Annotated in this window: 17 protein-coding genes; 3 read left to right on the top strand and 14 right to left on the bottom strand. The window is 61.9% G+C overall.

What is annotated here, in order from left to right:
- Positions 1-27: 27 nt before the first annotated feature.
- From HMPREF2678_RS09530 to HMPREF2678_RS09540, 3 genes are read right to left on the bottom strand one after another with little or no spacing between them, the layout of a single operon-like run.
- Complete coding sequence (locus HMPREF2678_RS09530; protein ID WP_070552159.1) at positions 28-1083, bottom strand: sucrase ferredoxin; 1056 nt, start codon at positions 1081-1083, stop codon at positions 28-30.
- Between the two features lie 38 nt (positions 1084-1121).
- Complete coding sequence (locus tag HMPREF2678_RS09535; RefSeq protein WP_070552161.1) at positions 1122-2867, bottom strand: Y-family DNA polymerase; 1746 nt, start codon at positions 2865-2867, stop codon at positions 1122-1124.
- Positions 2858-3610, bottom strand: coding sequence for a hypothetical protein (locus tag HMPREF2678_RS09540; protein WP_070552233.1), 753 nt, complete (start codon positions 3608-3610; stop codon positions 2858-2860). Before HMPREF2678_RS09540 ends, HMPREF2678_RS09535 begins: the two co-directional genes overlap by 10 nt.
- Positions 3611-3857: 247 nt before the next feature.
- On the opposite strand from HMPREF2678_RS09540, the gene HMPREF2678_RS09545 reads away from it, so the two are divergent.
- Positions 3858-4289: a hypothetical protein gene (locus HMPREF2678_RS09545; RefSeq protein ID WP_034976979.1), complete on the top strand. Its 432-nt coding sequence runs from the start codon at positions 3858-3860 to the stop codon at positions 4287-4289.
- Between the two features lie 90 nt (positions 4290-4379).
- Here HMPREF2678_RS09545 and HMPREF2678_RS09550 read toward each other — a convergent pair whose 3' ends face one another.
- The 6 genes from HMPREF2678_RS09550 to HMPREF2678_RS09575 form a co-directional block, all read right to left on the bottom strand.
- Positions 4380-5087 (bottom strand): hypothetical protein, encoded by a 708-nt coding sequence (locus tag HMPREF2678_RS09550; RefSeq protein WP_070552168.1) that lies wholly within the window; start codon positions 5085-5087, stop codon positions 4380-4382.
- 158 nt (positions 5088-5245) lie between these two features.
- Positions 5246-6835 (bottom strand): glutamine-hydrolyzing GMP synthase, encoded by a 1590-nt coding sequence (guaA, locus tag HMPREF2678_RS09555; RefSeq protein ID WP_083303461.1) that lies wholly within the window; start codon positions 6833-6835, stop codon positions 5246-5248.
- Positions 6836-6884: 49 nt separating this feature from the next.
- Positions 6885-7316 carry a hypothetical protein gene (locus tag HMPREF2678_RS09560; RefSeq protein WP_070552173.1) on the bottom strand — a complete coding sequence of 144 codons (432 nt, stop codon included), beginning with the start codon at positions 7314-7316 and terminating at the stop codon, positions 6885-6887.
- Positions 7317-7341: 25 nt separating this feature from the next.
- Complete coding sequence (locus HMPREF2678_RS09565) at positions 7342-8508, bottom strand: GuaB3 family IMP dehydrogenase-related protein (protein WP_034971146.1); 1167 nt, start codon at positions 8506-8508, stop codon at positions 7342-7344.
- Positions 8509-8547: 39 nt separating this feature from the next.
- On the bottom strand, positions 8548-10083 hold the full coding sequence (gene guaB, locus HMPREF2678_RS09570) for an IMP dehydrogenase (RefSeq protein ID WP_034971145.1): 1536 nt from the start codon (positions 10081-10083) through the stop codon (positions 8548-8550).
- A gap of 181 nt (positions 10084-10264) precedes the next feature.
- Complete coding sequence (locus HMPREF2678_RS09575) at positions 10265-11515, bottom strand: ATP-binding protein (protein ID WP_070552176.1); 1251 nt, start codon at positions 11513-11515, stop codon at positions 10265-10267.
- A gap of 156 nt (positions 11516-11671) precedes the next feature.
- Here HMPREF2678_RS09575 and HMPREF2678_RS09580 point away from each other — a divergent pair, with 156 nt between their 5' ends.
- Complete coding sequence (locus HMPREF2678_RS09580; RefSeq protein ID WP_034971311.1) at positions 11672-12070, top strand: DUF5319 domain-containing protein; 399 nt, start codon at positions 11672-11674, stop codon at positions 12068-12070.
- A 43-nt stretch (positions 12071-12113) separates the two neighbouring features.
- Here HMPREF2678_RS09580 and HMPREF2678_RS09585 read toward each other — a convergent pair whose 3' ends face one another.
- Positions 12114-13016 (bottom strand): hypothetical protein, encoded by a 903-nt coding sequence (locus tag HMPREF2678_RS09585; RefSeq protein WP_034992926.1) that lies wholly within the window; start codon positions 13014-13016, stop codon positions 12114-12116.
- A 130-nt stretch (positions 13017-13146) separates the two neighbouring features.
- Entirely contained in the window at positions 13147-13776 is a 630-nt protein-coding gene (locus HMPREF2678_RS09590) for a sigma-70 family RNA polymerase sigma factor (RefSeq protein ID WP_246817935.1), read from the bottom strand.
- A gap of 378 nt (positions 13777-14154) precedes the next feature.
- Here HMPREF2678_RS09590 and HMPREF2678_RS09595 point away from each other — a divergent pair, with 378 nt between their 5' ends.
- Positions 14155-14460, top strand: coding sequence for a WhiB family transcriptional regulator (locus tag HMPREF2678_RS09595; RefSeq protein WP_034971141.1), 306 nt, complete (start codon positions 14155-14157; stop codon positions 14458-14460).
- 135 nt (positions 14461-14595) lie between these two features.
- Here the strand turns inward: HMPREF2678_RS09595 and groL are convergent, their stop codons facing one another.
- The 3 genes from groL to HMPREF2678_RS09610 all read right to left on the bottom strand — a co-directional run bounded on the left by groL (position 14596) and on the right by HMPREF2678_RS09610 (position 17121).
- Positions 14596-16215: a chaperonin GroEL gene (gene groL / locus HMPREF2678_RS09600; protein ID WP_034976967.1), complete on the bottom strand. Its 1620-nt coding sequence runs from the start codon at positions 16213-16215 to the stop codon at positions 14596-14598.
- 12 nt (positions 16216-16227) lie between these two features.
- Complete coding sequence (gene groES, locus HMPREF2678_RS09605; RefSeq protein WP_013889160.1) at positions 16228-16527, bottom strand: co-chaperone GroES; 300 nt, start codon at positions 16525-16527, stop codon at positions 16228-16230.
- 165 nt (positions 16528-16692) lie between these two features.
- Positions 16693-17121, bottom strand: coding sequence for a hypothetical protein (locus HMPREF2678_RS09610; RefSeq protein ID WP_034971136.1), 429 nt, complete (start codon positions 17119-17121; stop codon positions 16693-16695).
- Positions 17122-17189: the final 68 nt, after the last annotated feature.

Consider the following 17189-nt stretch of genomic DNA (forward strand, 5'->3'; position numbering starts at 1 on the left):
GAACTGCCCCGGGGTTTTGTTGTGCGTTTAGAATTCCGCGACCCAGGTCACGGTCTGCTTGGGCTTCTTACCGCAGGAGGGAACGGAGGTTCCGCCTGGGCGCGAGTGCAAGCGGACCGTGATTTCCTTTTCTGGACTGGATTCTGAGCCGACTTCTACGGCAGCTTCTGGGTTAGCATCCGTGCCTGCTTCTGGGGCAATGGTCACGACGCGCACCTCTGTGGCGGAGTCTGCATCAGGGTTCGTGGCCTCTGTGTTTTCCGACTTGCTCACGCGCATACTCGCCAGCTTGACGGGGTAGCCTTCGCCAGCCATCTTCTCTGCGACGGCGAGTTCGGCTGCCTGACCGATGGGATCCCACAGGCCGCGGCCACGGCAACCTTCCAGCCACAGCTCGCCCTGCTTGGCGTGTTCCAACATGCTGCGCGCGCCGGCGGTTCCGAGCTGGCCATAGGAGTAGTTGCTAGGCAGCAGGATCATGGAGGGTGCGAAGCGGTGCCCCTTGGTGTGGGAGGATTCCCACACCAGCTGGCCATATTCTGCGGTGAGCTCTTCGGCGACGGGGCGACCGAATACGGCACAGCATTTGTCGCGTTTTCCGTGGGTGCACACCAGCAGCAGGGGGCCGTCGATGCGCTGGCCACCAGCTGCGCCGGGGGCGCTGAGGTCGAGGTCTAGGAGCGCTTCGGGGCCGGAGACCTGCAGGCTTTCGAGAATGGGCGTGGGATCGTCGCCATAACCTTCAGCCCAGCTGATGTAGAGCTGCCGGGTGGGGTTGGCGGCACGCTGCTGGCCTTCGCGACCCGGCCTGCGAATGAACTGCAGTTGGGCGCCGTTTTCGTCGAGGAATTTCTCTATCTTCTTTGAGAGTTCCTCCCCCAGCGCAGTGCCGTCGAGGATGTCGTGTCCCCAATTGGTGACGTGCTCGAGAGCGAGGATCAACCGACCGGGCTTGGCGGTGCCCGGCAACATCTCGTCGGTCCGCTGGGAGCACATATCCGCGTAGATTCCGCCGGAGGCCTCAGCGGCGGTAACCTGTCCCGAATTTGGCTGTCCAGCCTGCGCATTTCTGGTTGTTGGCATGGTTCCCAGGGTAGCAAGTTACAAAGAATCCGTAGGGGCTAGTAGGTTGCTTCGATCCGCCATTGCTTTCCTTTGCACACCAGCAAGAATGCGTGCACAGATTCCGATGTACCTTCGCGTGCCGAGACCTGCAGCCGGGCATAACGCTTCCCTTCCGCCCACCAGTGTTCGTCGACGGGCCAGGGGCCAGCCCAGCCGGTGATGCGGAGCTGCCTGGCACCCCAGCGCAGAGTGTCCGGAGGCGCGCTCATCAGCCCCCGGCCAGTGACGTGGACGGGGTCACTGTGGCGGTCCAGCAGCATCAGTCTGGCGGCGGGGTGTGCAGCGCTGGGGTTATGGGTATCAGCTACCCCGCTGGCCGGGACTACCCCGCTGGTTGGGGCCCCGATCAGCCCGGGCAGGGGGTGCAGCAGCTGGCCTTCCCACTGGCGGGTCGGCAACGCGGTGATAGCCTCCGGGTCGTCCTCCCCGTAGGGCACAGTGGCGATACGTCGAGCAACGGCACGCCCGCCCCTGTGAATGGGGCGCAGTACCCGGTTCATGCCGATCAGTGCTTGCGCTCGACCGGCCGCGGCGCGGGCAGCGCGGATGCCTTCGTCCGGCCCGCCCCACAGTGGGGTGGCCAGGCTCCCCGCCGGCACGGTCTCCACGGGCACGAGCTCGATGCAGGTCACACCGGCGGTGTTGTCCGCCCAGTCTGCTTCCCCGTCATGCGCGTCCCCGTCATGCACGTCCCCACCATGCACGTTTCCACCATCAGCTGTCCCCGCCCGCAGTCGGGTGAGCCAGCCATCGAGTTGCCAGCGCACCCGCTGGGCGGTGTCCTGCTCCGATAGGGGCTCGCGGCAGCGCCAGAGCCGCTCGATGACGGTCGGCCCGGTGTAGTTCGCCGGGGGCTCCAGGTAGGCACGCACGGCCAGGCGCAGGCAGGCCTCCCCCGCGGCGAAAAGTGTGTTGTGCAACGCGGTAGCTACGTGGCGGGCGATGAAAGCTGCGGTTTCGGTGCGTGCGATGGGTTCCTCGACCTCATAGCGCACCTCCAATTCCTCACGTCGGCGCGCGGGCGCCACCGCTCTTTCCACGTGTCCGCTGGCTATGCGGTGCCATTCCACGGCCTCTTGCCCAAAGCGAGCGGCCACGTCGGCGCGGGGCAGTGCCGCGAAGTCCCGCATTGTGCGCAGCCCCAGCTGCTGCAGCGTGGAACTAAGGTGCGCGGGCGCGCGCAGCTCTGGTTCTATCCCCAGCACGTTGATCGGCAACCCCGCGATGAACGCCGCGCTGCCTCCCGGAGGGATACTCTTCCCCTGCCGCGCTGCCCACACTGCGGACACAAGGTCGTCTGCCACCCCGGCCATGCAGTCGGCATGCACTCGCACTGCAGCGTCCAGCAGCTTCTCCACAGCGGTATCTTCGTCCCCGTAGTATCTGGCCAAAGCGTCCACGGGAAAAGCCAGCAGTCCGGGGCGCAAGGTCTCCACCACTGCGCTGACGTCCTGCAGCGCCGCCAGCACGTCCTCATGCACCGAGGCCTGCTTATTCGGGTCATCCTCCGCGACGTTGAGCTGCGGATATGCCGCCAATGCGTGCCGTTGCTTCATTCCGATCTTGATCCCCTGGGCTCGCGCGGCAGCATTGCAGGCCAACACGCGATAATCGGCGATCACCGCGGCGGGTGCCAGTACGTCCCATCCCCGCGATTGAGCTTGCACATACACCGGCCAATCCGGGAACCACAGCACAGCCACCCGAGCCGTGCCGTTTACTTCCGCCCCGCTTAAGCCCACTGCTCCCCTACCTCCGCAGCGCTCTCGGCTCCCATCGCTTCTTCTGCCCCGATCGTCGCCCGCACCGCACTGGGCGGCTGAGCTTTGCCCCATACGCGCCCTTCGACCTCCACGGCACGGATCCGTCCGCTTCCACGGCGCAGCCCCAGCACACCACATACCTGCAGTTCCACGTGCATTCTCGCCTGCGGCCACGCGCGCCCGCACACAAGCAGGGCACATTCGCTTTTGCGCAGTCGCGCCTCCACCGGCCGCGCAAATGTCGGGGGCACGGCACCGCGCTGCATACCCCGTGCACCCTGTACACTCTGCACGCTCTGTCCACCCTGCCCGCCTGCGGCGAACAGCACCACGTCCATCCCCTCTATCAGCGTGCCTAACACCGCCGCCGTGTGTGGAGTGGAGTCCGGCACCAACACCAGCCTCTCCACGTCACCACCCGCGGCCGCTACTGCCGCGATCGCCAGCCGCGGATAGTCCACCACCGCCACACACATTCCCTGCGCCGTGAGATGCGCCAGCACATCCACCAGCACCGCCGGACAATCCGATATCTGCGTCGCCTGCCCACGCGCCACCCCGCCACCTGGTAGGTGCCCGGCCAGCCATTGTGGCATTGGCGCTACACGCACGCTTTCTTTTATTTGGGACGCCCCCTCCCCCACCGCAGCACTTTTCGCCTCGATCTGCCGCATCTTTTGCCGCAAACTTGCAATCGTCGCCGTCGCCTCGACCTGCGCCATCGCCTTCACCTCCCTTCCCTGTGCAACAAACGCTGCTACCAACGCACTGCAACCAGCTCACGGCAACCAGCACCGCATGTTCTAGCAGCACCTGCGGACAGCTCTCCGCCCCACAAGCATATATTAGAACACATGTTCTAACTAAGCTGTGTTGAATATATCCCTCTCCCTCCACAGCGTCAAACGAACAGCCAAAAGCGCAGGTTACAAGGGGCGGGGAATGTGGCGTCACCTAATATGGACAACCATGAGCCAAGAAACCCGCAACGAGCCCGTCATCACCCCACCGACCGCCGTGCGCGCCATAGCCTCGGTGTTATTCGGCCTAGCGGTGGGAATCATGGCCGCTCCGCTCGCGCCAGGATTTCAGGTCATCGTGCTGGTAACAACGGTCGGCGCAGCGCTGCTACTAACGTTTAGCCACCCGTACCGCAAGAAGGTGCGTGAAGAAGTAGAGAAGCGCGACGAGCGCTACCGCACCAGCGCCGCCCAGGTCGCGCCACTATTCCCGCTCTGGATCGCGCTGATGACCATCCCGCTACTCAGCACACGCTCGTGGCTCCTCGTAGCCATCGCCTGGGTAATCGCCGGCGCTTATACCTGGCTTATCTACCCACACATTGACGGCACCGCGCACATCAAGCCAATCGGCACAGCCAAGAGGAACAAGAAGAAATAGCGCTGCAGAAACGCAGCGCGCATACAAAACGGCCCGCACCCCCCAAAATGCCGGGGGTGCGGGCCGAAAAAATTGGCTTTAGCTTCTGAATTAGGAGCCAGCGATCGAGGAACCGGACAGGCTGCCGGACGGAGCGGCGCCCTTCTTCACGACGATCGGAGTGCCGGTATCGAAGGTCTTATTGTTGTTAACAACAGCGCCGACCTTCAAGCCAGCACCATTCTTGTAGGTACCCTCCTTCTCCGGGGCCTTCCAGGTGAAGTCCAGCAGCAGCGGAGTGGCGGTATCAACGGTGGGCTTGTGCTTGATCAGCAGACCCTCCTCCCAAGAGACGTGAACCTCGGTGTTGTCCTTGTTCTGAGTCACCGCGTACTCGGACTGGCCCAGCTGGTGGACAGAGTCACCCAACAGGCCGCCCTTAATGCGCTCAACCTTGACCAGCTTGAAGCCCTTCGGCATCCACTCAATAACCTCGTTGATGCTGGTCTTGCCCTTTACACCCTGCACCACAATGCGGGTCTTGACGGTAGCACCCGGAGCCACGGTGGTCGCACCGTGAAGCTGCTTGTACAGGTCAACATTGAAGGCCGGGCCACCGAGGTTGCCCAGCTTCGTCTTCTCACCCTGCGGGACATCCAGATCTTTCTTGCCACCCAGGGAGCCAGTCAGGCCACCCAGGGAACCAGTCAGGCCACCCAGGGAACCAGCCGGAGCAGCAGATGCGGCACTCACGCCGCCGAAAGCCAATGCAGATGCGGCAGCGATAGCGGTTGCGCCACGAACGAACTTAGAAGCCATGAGGAAATACCTTTTCTAGGAAAGAACAGAACAGACTGCCGCAAAACGTGCAGAGCACTGCAAGCAACGACAAAACACAGCTTAGCCTAGTTAGCGTAGCAAAATCAGTATTTCGGAAGTTTCTTCTAAAAAATCTCTAAGACAGGGCGAAACCGCTTCTACTCCCACTCGATGGTTCCCGGCGGCTTGCTGGTCACATCCAGCACCACGCGGTTAACTTCCTCCACCTCGTTGGTAATGCGGGTAGAGATCTTCTCCAGCACATCGAAAGGAATACGGGTCCAGTCGGCCGTCATCGCGTCCTCACTGGATACCGGGCGCAGAACAATCGGGTGGCCATAGGTACGGCCATCACCCTGCACGCCCACGGAACGCACGTCGGCCAGCAGAACCACCGGGCACTGCCAGATCACGTCGTCCAAGCCAGCAGCAGTTAGCTCCGCGCGGGCGATAGCGTCGGCCGCACGTAGGGTCTCCAGGCGCTCCTCCGTCACCTCACCGATGATGCGGATACCCAGGCCCGGACCCGGGAACGGCTGGCGTGCCACGATTTCCTCCGGCAGGCCCAGCTCGCGGCCCACCGCGCGAACCTCGTCCTTGAACAGCAGGCGCAGGGGCTCCACCAGTTTGAACTCCACGTCGTCCGGCAGGCCGCCGACGTTGTGGTGGCTCTTGATGTTCGCGGTGCCGGAGCCGCCGCCGGATTCCACAACGTCCGGATACAGGGTGCCCTGCACCAGGAAATCCACGCTGGATCCCTCCGGGGCATCGGCCAGCACACCCGCAACGGCGCGCTCGAAGGAGCGGATGAACTCCGCACCGATGGCCTTGCGCTTAGCCTCCGGCTCGGTCACGCCAGCCAGCTTCTGCAGGAACGCCTCGCGCTCGTCCACAGTCACCAACTTCGCGCCGGTGGCGGCCACAAAATCCTTCTCCACCTGCTCGCGCTCACCGGCGCGCAGTAGGCCGTGGTCGACGAACACACAGGTCAGTCGGTCACCAATCGCACGCTGCACCAGCGCGGCCGCCACAGCGGAATCCACGCCACCGGACAGGGCGCAGATCGCGCGTCCCTCGTCGCCGATCTGCTCGCGCACCTGCTCGATCAGCTGCTCGGCAATGTTGCCTGCGGTCCAGGTTGGCTCCAGCCCAGCGGTTTCCAGCAGGAAGCGGCGCAGCACCTCCTGCCCCTTCGGGGAGTGCAGAACCTCAGGGTGGTACTGCACGCCCGCCATGCGCTTCTCCGGGCACTCGAAGGCAGCCACCGGCGCGCCTTCGGTACGGGCGGTCACGGTGAAGCCCTCCGGCGCCTCAGCGACAGAGTCGCCGTGGCTCATCCACACCTGCTGGCTGTCCCCCATGTCCCCGTGCAGCACGCCAGCCTCCGGCTGGATCTGCAATTCGGTCCGGCCGTACTCACGCAGGCCGGTCTTTGCCACGGTTCCACCCATGGCCTGGGTCATTGCTTGGAAGCCGTAGCAGATGCCGAATACCGGCACCCCCAACTCCAGAAGTTCGGGGTGAAGCGAGGGGGCGTCATCTGCATAAACAGAAGAAGGTCCACCAGAAAGGATCAGGGCCGCAGGGTTCTTCGCTGCGACCTCGTCGGCGGACATGGTGTGCGGGATGACCTCGGAGTACAGGTTCACCTCGCGCACCCGGCGGGCAATGAGCTGTGCGTATTGCGCGCCGAAATCCACGACAAGTACGGGCCGTGGAGCGGCGGCAGCTGGGTCTTGTTGAGTCACGCCCCTAACTTTAACGCACCTGCGCGCCAGGGGGCACACCGGTCGCTTGCTAGCTCCGTCCGTCCACGAAGCGCTGCTTGTACCACTCCATCGACGGTGGGGAGAAAATCAGGGCCAGAGATACCGCCGCAATTACGCCGAAGATCGACGCGAGCCAGAACACACCCGCCTTAATCACCGTGATCGTGATGAACACCAGCGTGACATGCGTGAGCACCAGCCCCGACACGCCCCACGTACGCCCCTGGATAATCATCGCTCCGAACAGCGCGAAGGCAAAGAAGTACAGCCCCACCATCACACCGGTCGCGCCGACGTTCATCTTCACGGTCTCGTCGCCATGCTGCGGCTGGTAGCCCAGGTAGACCACGATCGTGGCGACGATGCCGATCACACCGATTATTATTGACGCCCACGACAGCACCGCCAGCTGCATCGGCAGCCGTTCAGTTGTGCGCTGCCACCACTGGGAAATCTTCATTCGAATCAGTTGTGTTCTTTCTGTACTAACGGACGACCAGGTCGACCTTCTGGAAGCTCTTGATGTCCGTGTAACCACACTTGGCCATCGAGCGACGCAGGGCGCCGATGATGTTCTCTCCACCGATCGGGTTGGTGGTCGGGCCGAACAGCAGCTCTTCCAGTGGCTGTGTCTCGCCCAGGCCTACCTCTTCCACCAGGCCACGTGGCAGCTTCGGGTGGCCCGCGGTGGACGGCCAATACCAGTTCGGCGCACCCGCGGAGGCTGCGGTGGCCAGGGGTAGCCCCAGAGAGACAGCATCCGCGCCACAGGCGATGGCCTTGGCTACATCACCGGAATTGTGCAGCGAGGAGTCGGCGATGATGTGAACGTAGCGGCCACCCGTCTCGTCCAAGTAGTCGCGGCGTGCCGCAGCCGCGTCGGCGATGGCGGTGGCCATCGGCACGTCGATACCCAGGGACTCGTTGTTGGTGGTGTGGCCGGAGCCGATGATCACGCCCGCTGCACCGGTGCGCATCAGGTGCATGGCGGTGGTGTAGTCCACCACGCCACCGGCGATCACCGGGATGTCCAGGCTGCCGATGAACTCCTTCAGGTTCAGCGGCTCGCCGTCGCGGTGTACGTGCTCTGCAGAGACCAGGGTGCCCTGGACCACCAGCAGGTCCATGCCGGACTTGATCAGTACCGGCGCGAGCTCACGGGCGTTCTGCGGGGACACACGGACGGCGAAGCGCACGCCGGATTCCCGCACCTTGTCCAGGCGCTCCTGCAGCAGGTCCACGTTCAGTTCCAGCGCGTGGAGGCGCTGGAGCTCCGCGTTGGCGCCGTAGAGATCTGGGACCGAGGTGGCGTCACTCCCCTGCTCTTCGAACAGGAAAGCCTCGGCCTTTCGGGCAGCTTCAACAACCCCGCGCAGAGCCGCGTCCAGGTCATCCACGCGCCCCCACAGACCCTCGGCGTTGATAACCGGCAGGCCGCCAAGCTGGCCGAACTCGATGGCGAACTCGGGAGTGACGATCGAGTCGGTCGGATGCGTCATCACGGGGATGTCGAAGGAATAAGCGTCGATTTTCCACGACGTATCCACATCGTGCGAGCTGCGGGTGCGCCTCGACGGCACAATGTCGATCTGGTTCAGGCCGTACACCCGGCGCGCGGTGCGCGAGCGTCCGATGTCTACGTATTCCTGCATGAAGGGCGTGCTCCTTTAGCGTGCTTAAGCTGGCGTGCTTTAGCGGTTCGGGTTGTAGTTCGGCGCTTCCATGATTCCCTGCACATCGTGCGGGTGGGATTCACGCAGGCCCGCGCCGGTGATGCGCACGAAGCGCGCATTCTGCAGCTCCGCGATCGTAGCCGCACCGGTGTAGCCCATAGCAGCGCGCAGGCCGCCGACCTGCTGGTGCAGGATCGAGCTGATCGAGCCGCGGAACGGCACACGGCCTTCGATGCCTTCCGGCACCAGCTTCTCCTCGGACTTCACGTCCGCCTGGAAGTAGCGGTCCTTGGAGTAGGAGCGCTTCTCGCCGGTCAGGCCACGGCCCTGCATGGCGCCCATGGAGCCCATGCCGCGGTAGCGCTTGTACTGCTTGCCGTTGATGGTCACGATCTCACCGGGGGTCTCGGCCGATCCGGCGAGCATGGAGCCAAGCATTACTGTGGACGCCCCAGCGGCCAGCGCCTTGGCGATGTCACCGGAGAACTGCATGCCTCCGTCGGCGATGATCGGCACACCAGCCTTCTTGGCCGGGACGGATGCCTCCATGATGGCGGTGATCTGCGGGGCGCCAACGCCCGCTACGACGCGGGTGGTGCAGATGGAGCCCGGGCCAATACCGACCTTGATGGCGTCAGCGCCGGCCTCGATCATTGCCTGTGCTGCCTCGCGGGTGGCCAGGTTGCCGCCGACAACGTCCACGCGGTCACCGAATTCCTTCTTCACGCGGGAAACCATGTCCAGCACGCCGCGGTTGTGGGCGTGGGCGGTATCGACAATCAGGACGTCCACGCCAGCGTCCACCAGGTTGCCTGCGCGGGTCCATGCATCCTCGCCGGTACCGATGCCGGCGGCAGCCAGAAGGCGGCCGGAGGAATCCTTGGCTGCCAGCGGGTACTGCTCGCGCTTAGCGAAGTCCTTGACGGTGATCAGGCCGGTCAGCTTGCCAGCACCATCGACGATCGGCAGCTTCTCTACCTTGTGCTCAGACAGCAGGCTCAGGGCGGCTTCGGCGGACACGCCTTCTTGGGCGACGACCAGTGGCATGGGGGTCATGGCCTCGGAGACCTTGCGGCTGAAGTCGGTCTCGAAGCGCATGTCGCGGTTGGTGAGGATGCCGACCAGCACGCCTTCGTCATCCACGACCGGCAGGCCGGAGATGCGGTAGCGGGCGCACAGGTCGTCTACTTCCTGAATCGTCATATCCGGAGACGCGGTAACCGGGTCGGTGACCATGCCAGCTTCGGAGCGCTTGACGATCTCCACCTGCTGCGCCTGATCCTCGATGGACAGGTTGCGGTGCAGCACACCGATGCCGCCGTGGCGAGCCATAGCGACGGCCATGCGAGCCTCGGTGACGGTATCCATCGCGGCGGAAGCCACCGGAATGTTCAGGTTGATGTTGCGGGTGAACTGGGTGGAAGTGTCCACGCCAGAAGGGATCACCTCGGATGCGGCGGGCAGCAGTAGGACGTCGTCGAAAGTCAGGCCGACCAGGGCAACCTTGTTGGGATCGTCACCCCCGGTGGCAACTGGGTAGATTTTCGCGTTCATCTCAGGGTTCGTCACGGTTGCCCGACCTTCCTCTAGAAATTGCTGGTAGCCAAACCCGCCCGGGCGTGATTGCCAAGGGAGTTTTCGCCGTCTTGTCGCTGATGTACTACAGAATAACCCTTTGATGCGCCTTTTTGTTTGCCGGGGTTGAGTAGTCGGGTAGCTCGCGACGTGGTTCGAGCTATGGCGCCAAGTGCGACAGCGAAGTGACGAATACACCACTTGGCAACTGAACGCTCAAGTTGCCCCCTGTAACAATTAGTAGAAGCGGGGGTGTGTCCCACGTAAACCTGTCAGCAAAGGCCAGTAGGTTCTGGGCAGCCTTGTCCAGCACTTGGGGGCTTTGCCCCAACTTGATCTCCACCAACACTGTCTTGCCCGCCATCTCGAAAACTGCATCCACCTCGAGCCCGGATGCATCGCGAGCGTGGAAGATCTGCCTACCCGAGAGCACGCGCAGATCATGCACCACCTGGGATTCGAACATCTGCCCCGTAAATTCAAGGTTCTGCAATAGCTTCCCCGGAGTCGCTTCTAGCACTGCTGCCGCTAATGCAGGATCTGCAAGGTGGCGCTTTGGAACCTTGCGCAGGCTGGCACGCGAGCGTAAATGCGAGGACCAGGCGCGCTGTTCTTCGGCAATGAAAATACGCTGCAGGGCGGTGAGGTACTCGCTGGCGGTTGCTCGATCAATGTCTATATCTGTAGCGATCGCACTGATGGACTGCTCCGTCCCTACGCCACGCGCAAGGGAACGTAGGAGTGCCTGGACCTTCACGGGATCCCGGCGCCTACTGTCGGTGACATTAATGTCTACGTGCGCTACCGTTTCGGCATAGCTACGCAGGTTCTCTTGCGCTGCGGCCGTGGAAAAGTTTCTATTCCCGGGCCACCCACCGTGGGCCATACGATCAATAATCTCTCGCACGTCCAGCACAGTTTCGTTATTGTGCGCTAGTCCTCCTTCTTCCACCAGCTTCGCCAGGGAGACAGCCCCGTTTGAATGCCCAGACTCGAAGAAGCTGAAGGTCTGCATCCGCAGCCGCGCGATCCTGCCGGCTCCTGAATGGCGGGACTTCTCCTCCCCCGGCGCCGTTGAACCCGTGAGGATGAATTGCCCCGGGGCTTGGCGCAGATCAATCTCGTGCCGCACCAGATTCCACAGTCGGGGTTGTTCTTGCCATTCGTCGAATACGCGCGGGGTTTCACCCTGCAGCGCCAGGTCCGGAAGGGTATTGAGCTGTGTCTCTAGATTGAGATCCGTGTCCACTTGCACGAGGCTGCCTGCAACTTGCCTTGCCGTAGCAGATTTGCCACAGCCTTTAGGCCCTTCGATTAGCACCCCACCGGCACGCGCCAGGGCGCTCCTGAGTCGTTCGTCTTCGACCCTCGGCAGGTAATTTACAGCTTCTTTACCAGGCACTTTATTCACATCCCGCAGATTGTAGCTATTTCATCCCACAGTTTATCAGCGATTCATCCCGCAGTTTGTAGTCATTTCATCCCGCAGTTTGTAGGCAGTTGGCGTTGTTGTCCTCTACCACCGGCCACAGGGTACGGTGTTTGTGTGAGCTTTAACCACGATCAGATGCCGCCGGATCCTTTCGCCGATGACCCAAACGACCCAGCGTCGTTCCTGGATCCCGACGAGTTTGATGAGTCCGTTCCGCCGCTGTCACCCGATGAGGTTCAGGCTCTACGGGAGGATTTGAAGAACGTTCGGGATTTCCGCAAGCTTCTAGAACCCCGCGGGGTGCGGGGCGTGGCGATGCTGTGCGAGGACTGCGAAGAGAATCACTTCTACGACTGGGACATCATCGAGTCCAACATTCAGACGATGCTGAACAACGAGCTTGTCCCCGTGCATGAGCCATCCGCACAGCCGAATCCTCACGATTACGTGACGTGGGACTATTGCCTCGGCTACGCGGACGCGATCGATTTCGCGCTCCACGGCCTACGCCCACCATTTATGTGGGGCAAATAGCCTGCAGGCCGAATAGCCAGCGGCCCTTAAAGCAAGCAGCTAACTATTTGTCTGCTGGCTCATCACTACCGCCGGCTCGCGGCGCCGTGTAGTCAGTGAGCGTTGGCACCTTCGGCTGCGCGGGCACGGTGGTGCTTTGCACAGCGCTAGACGTGCTGGTCGGCTTAGGCGACTTCGTCGTTGTCGTCCCGTCAATGGTGCCCGTCGGCCCGGGAGCTCCCAACGGCATTGCCGGCTCGGCACCCTGAACCGGGGTGCCCGTTCCACCCAGGAGGATGGTCGTCGTCGGAATATCCGCTACCGTTGCCTTGGGTGCCGACGAGCTCGCCGCGCTTGTCTTCTTCGGCTCATTCTTGGGGCTTCGCTTACTGCTGACCTTCTCTTCACGCTCGCCCTTGTCACCTTCCGCAAGGTTCTCTTCGTTGGTGACGCCACCTCGTCCGCCGGCTACCCCGTCACCGGAACCCTCGAGGCTCTGCACCTCAGCAGTCCCCTCCTTGGCTGCTGTCTCACGATTGATGTGCGGATCGTGTGAGTTGGAGTACGCCGCGTACCCCAGTCCACCCACGGCAAGAGCGGCAGCTACGCCACCTGCAATGAGCATGCTGGTGACAGAAAGCCCCCCGGCCGCCGCGGCCTTTGCACCAGCACGCAGGAAACGAGAATTCCCCTCGGTGGACTCCCCCGATTCCTCTTGCGCGCCAAAATCGCCATAAGCAACATTGCCGTCATCGGCAACGAGATGGCTCATATCTGGCGCAGGCGGAATGTCGCGGTAGAGATCCTCACGAGCGTTAGCAAGCTCCGCGAAAACCGGATCACTAGCGTCGAAGCTCTCGGTCTGCGGAATAGGTTTCCCCTGCCCGATCGCGTCAAGAATGCGATCGAGATCCAGGATCGAGGAGAAGTTCTCCTCGTATCCCTGGGTGTCGTCATTCTGTGCCATAGCGCTAAGCTCTTTTCGTTCTGGTCGCTACCTGGCGGTAGCTAACAATTTATACCCTGACTTCGCCTCCACGCCACACGCGCTATCCACTAGCCGGGGCGCAGCTCCTAGGCGCCCTGTCAGGAGGGCTCTAGGAGCTTGTGATGATTCCATGCTTCTTCAACTTCGCCACTGCCCTGTGTTGTGCAACGCGGACGGCAGTGGGCTTGGAGCCTACAATCTTCGCAGTTTCCTCGGCGGAGTAACCGTGAATAACGCGCAGAATAAGGATTTCTCTTGATTTCTCACTTAGGATATCGAGCTTCTTTGCAAAATCGTTACAGGCATCCTGGCTCAAATACACCTGTTCAGGGGATTCTTCGAAAGGCTCTTCCTCTGGCAGCTCATCCGCAGGGTCGGACATGTCCCGCTGCTGCGCACGGTAGGCGTCAGTAACCTTGTTCCGCGCCACGCGATAAACGAAGGCCATAAAAGGGGCGCCCTTATCCTCATAGCGCGGCAGAGCCTTAACGATTGCGATGCAGACATCCTGAGCTACATCGTCAGGCGTCGGATAAGAGTTCATTCCCAACTTGCCACGGCAGAACACGACAACCTTAGGGTGCACCAGTTCTATTAGCCGGTTCACAGCGCACCGATCCTGAGCAATGGCCGCTGGAAGGAGATCCTGAATCTCCTCATCCGCATCCCACAATGCAGCCATCGTTTTTACTCCGCTATACCTTCGAACGTCTTCATCAACCTGGGTTGAACTATCCATTACTCCTCACGTGCATGCAATTGCGCACGTTCAGAACATGTTCCCATTTTTTCCAAGAATATTCATATATATATACAGCTTGCCCCGCAGCTTTTTCGGACATCACCTGTGCTCCAGCTGTGAAGTCGAGCAAAGCTAAGAGCCCAGCCTAACCCCCCTTTGGGGGAATCTGGGCGTGGCGCAGAACAAGTTAATCCATTGTTCAACTAAGGGCGTTAGTGCAGGTGAAAGCATATGGAAACGTAATCAACTTCCATTAGTGCGGACTCTAGATACTCTTAGGGCACTCCCTCGTTACCTAAAGTTCATCTAAGGATTGGAACCTCTCTGACGTCACTACAAGTGAGCATCTTTACTTTCACGAGGAGTTTCCACCTAATGCCACAGCCCAGCCAACTTCCGGGACCAGCTTCTTCGACTTGGGAATGGCAACTCCACGGCGCATGCCGCGGCGCTGATTCCTCCGTCTTCTTCCACCCGGACGGCGAGCGTGGCCGCGCCCGCGCCATGCGTGAGCACCGCGCCAAGGCTATCTGCCGCGAATGCCCAGTCATTGAGCAGTGCCGCAGCCACGCACTCAGCGTTGGCGAGCCCTATGGCATCTGGGGCGGCCTCAGCGAATCTGAGCGAGACGCTATCCTGCGCCCCACCTCGCGCAACCGCGGTCGCCGCGCAGCCTCCTAAAAAGGAAAGCGGGGGATGCTTCCCAAAACAATGGGAAGCATCCCCCGCTTTGTTCCTGGCTAACCCGCCGGGTAGCCAAGCACAGCGGCCAAGCACAGCGGCCAGACACAGAGACCAGGCGCCTAGTCGGAATGACTAGTGCACGTGGCCTGCGTGGGCGCCAGCCTGCTTGGCTGGGTCGGCGGGCTTATCCACCACAGCGGTCTCGGTCGTCAGCACCATGCGGGCAACAGAGGTGGCGTTAACCACAGCGGAGTGGGTCACCTTTACCGGATCGATGATGCCCTGCTCCAGCAGGTTGCCGTACTCCAGGGTGGCGGCGTTGAAGCCGGAGCCATTGGGCTGCTCAGCGGTCTTGGCAACCACAACAGCACCATCCAGGCCAGCATTGTCGGCGATCCAGAAAGTCGGGCGACGCAGCGCGCGCGCCAGGGAGCGCAGGCCGATGCTCTCGTCGCCTTCCGCCTGGCGGGACATTTCCTCGATCTCGGCGGCGATCTGCACCAGCGCGGAGCCGCCACCGGCGATAACGCCTTCTTGGGAAGCAGCGCGGGCAGCGTTGATGGCATCCTCGATGCGCAGCTTGCGCTCGTTGACCTCGGTCTCGGTAGCGCCACCGGCACGGATCACAGCTACGCCGCCGGACAGCTTCGCCAGACGCTCCTCGAACTTCTCCTTATCCCAGGAAGAGTCGGTGCGCTCGATGTCGCCGCGAATCTGGTTGCGTCGCTGCTCCACTGCCTCTGCGGAACCCGCACCGTCGACCAGTACGGTCTCTTCCTTCGTGATGTTCACGCGGCGGGCAGAGCCCAGCTGCTCCAGAGTGGTCTCGGAGAGCTTGTGGCCCAGCTCGCTGTCGATCACGGTACCACCGGTCACGATGGCCAGGTCGTCCATGAATGCCGCGCGGCGGTCACCGAAGTACGGGGACTTCACCGCTGCTACCTTCAGGGACTTGCGGATCGCGTTCAGCACCAGCATCTGCAGCGGCTCGCCCTCGATATCCTCGGCGACGATCAGCAGCGGCTTGCCGGAGTTAGCGACCTTCTCCAGCACCGGCAGGAAGTCCGGCAGAGAGGAGATCTTCTCGCGCACCAGCAGGATCAGCGGATTCTCCAGCTCAGCGTGGCCGGTCTCCTGATCCGTGACGAAGTACGGGGACAGGTAGCCCTTGTCGAAGGACACACCCTCGGTGACGATGGACTCGTCTTCGATGGACTGGGACTCTTCAACGGTCACCACGCCGTCCTTGCCCACCTTGTCGAAAGCATCGGCAACCATGGCGCCGATCTTCTCGTCACGGGAGGAAACGGTAGCAACGTTGGCGATGGCTGCGTTGTCAGCAACGGGCTGTGCCATCTCGCGCAGCAGCTCCAGAACACGCTCGGTGCCCTCAGCAATGCCGCGGTTCACAGCAATCGGGTTGGCACCGGCAGCCACCGTGCGCAGGCCCTCGTTGATCAGAGCCTGCGCCAGCAGGGTGGCGGTGGTGGTGCCGTCGCCGGCGATGTCGTTGGTCTTGATAGCTACGGACTTGACCAGCTGGGCGCCCAGGTTCTCGAAGGGATCCGCCAGGTCGATGTCGCGTGCAATGGTCACGCCATCGTTGGTTACGGTCGGCCCACCGAAGGCCTTGTCCAGCACGACGTTGCGGCCGCGCGGGCCTAGGGTCACCTTCACCGCGTCCGCCAGGGCGTCTACGCCCTTCTGCAGCCCTTCACGGGCTTCTTGATCAAATGCGATGAGTTTCGACATGCAGCTACCCGCTTACTTTTCGATGACGGCCAGGATGTCGCGCTGGCTCAGCAGCAGGTACTCTTCGCCGTTGTACTTCAGCTCGGTGCCGCCGTACTTGGAGAAGACGACGGTGTCGCCCTCCTTAACATCCATCGGGATGCGGTCATCGTCATCTGCCCAGCGGCCGGGGCCTACTGCGATAACGGTTGCCTCCTGCGGCTTCTCCTTTGCGGAGTCCGGGATGACCAGGCCGGATGCGGTGGTCGTCTCTGCCTCGACGATCTGCACGAGAACGCGGTCCTCGAGGGGCTTGATGTTGACGTTAGCCACGATTGAATACCTCCGTGTATTCGAGCTGTAGGGTTTCACTCTTGTGAACTGTTGTGCCGGTTGGTTTTCCAGATACAGCCGTCGTCGCGGGTGAACAACTGTGAGTCAAACAACCTATCTGGCACTCTACCCTCGCAAGTGCTAACGCTCAACAAACCCCCGGCGTTAGATACCCTTCGTCAGGTTAATCACTGCGTCGTGCCAGAGCTGGTAGTCCTTGGCGTTATCTGCCTTGTAATTCTCTACCGCACGAATGCCGTTGTGGATCGACTCGATGTCCTCGTCCGTCAGGTCCGCGCCCTCGTCACCCACGAACAGAACCGGGCCGAGGATCGCGCGGGTCGGGTCGGAGATAAAGGCGGAATCGCCCGTTTCCTGTTCCTTGCGCCCCATGGAAGCCAGTGGGTTCGGCTCCGGGTTTTCAGCCTTACGCGCGTCGGAAGAATAAACAGCAGCAACCGTCAGGCCACTCTCCACGAAAACGACGTGCAGGCGATCCTGTGCACTACCCCCCAGTACGTCGGCGGCCTCCGAAAGTTCGATGTCGAGTTCCTTCGCCTGAAGGTCGGGCGTTACCAGCATGCTGCGTGCCATTGTGAGCTCCTAGATATTTGATGGATACTTGATGAAAGGCTTTCGCTTTTTACATAGGCACCCCACAT

Origin of the sequence: Corynebacterium sp. HMSC058E07 (assembly GCF_001809885.1) — a bacterium.
GTDB classification, from domain to species: domain Bacteria; phylum Actinomycetota; class Actinomycetes; order Mycobacteriales; family Mycobacteriaceae; genus Corynebacterium; species Corynebacterium macclintockiae.

What these genes read in the sequence shown, in the direction of transcription:
- HMPREF2678_RS09530 (WP_070552159.1), bottom strand. Translation starts at nt 1,083, where the DNA reads ATGCCAACAACCAGAAATGCGCAGGCTGGACAGCCAAATTCGGGACAG.
- HMPREF2678_RS09540 (WP_070552233.1), bottom strand. Translation starts at nt 3,610, where the DNA reads ATGGCGCAGGTCGAGGCGACGGCGACGATTGCAAGTTTGCGGCAAAAG.
- HMPREF2678_RS09545 (WP_034976979.1), top strand. Translation starts at nt 3,858, where the DNA reads ATGAGCCAAGAAACCCGCAACGAGCCCGTCATCACCCCACCGACCGCC.
- HMPREF2678_RS09550 (WP_070552168.1), bottom strand. Translation starts at nt 5,087, where the DNA reads ATGGCTTCTAAGTTCGTTCGTGGCGCAACCGCTATCGCTGCCGCATCT.
- HMPREF2678_RS09560 (WP_070552173.1), bottom strand. Translation starts at nt 7,316, where the DNA reads ATGAAGATTTCCCAGTGGTGGCAGCGCACAACTGAACGGCTGCCGATG.
- HMPREF2678_RS09565 (WP_034971146.1), bottom strand. Translation starts at nt 8,508, where the DNA reads ATGCAGGAATACGTAGACATCGGACGCTCGCGCACCGCGCGCCGGGTG.
- guaB (WP_034971145.1), bottom strand. Translation starts at nt 10,083, where the DNA reads ATGAACGCGAAAATCTACCCAGTTGCCACCGGGGGTGACGATCCCAAC.
- HMPREF2678_RS09580 (WP_034971311.1), top strand. Translation starts at nt 11,672, where the DNA reads ATGCCGCCGGATCCTTTCGCCGATGACCCAAACGACCCAGCGTCGTTC.
- HMPREF2678_RS09585 (WP_034992926.1), bottom strand. Translation starts at nt 13,016, where the DNA reads ATGGCACAGAATGACGACACCCAGGGATACGAGGAGAACTTCTCCTCG.
- HMPREF2678_RS09590 (WP_246817935.1), bottom strand. Translation starts at nt 13,776, where the DNA reads ATGGATAGTTCAACCCAGGTTGATGAAGACGTTCGAAGGTATAGCGGA.
- HMPREF2678_RS09595 (WP_034971141.1), top strand. Translation starts at nt 14,155, where the DNA reads ATGCCACAGCCCAGCCAACTTCCGGGACCAGCTTCTTCGACTTGGGAA.
- groL (WP_034976967.1), bottom strand. Translation starts at nt 16,215, where the DNA reads ATGTCGAAACTCATCGCATTTGATCAAGAAGCCCGTGAAGGGCTGCAG.
- HMPREF2678_RS09610 (WP_034971136.1), bottom strand. Translation starts at nt 17,121, where the DNA reads ATGGCACGCAGCATGCTGGTAACGCCCGACCTTCAGGCGAAGGAACTC.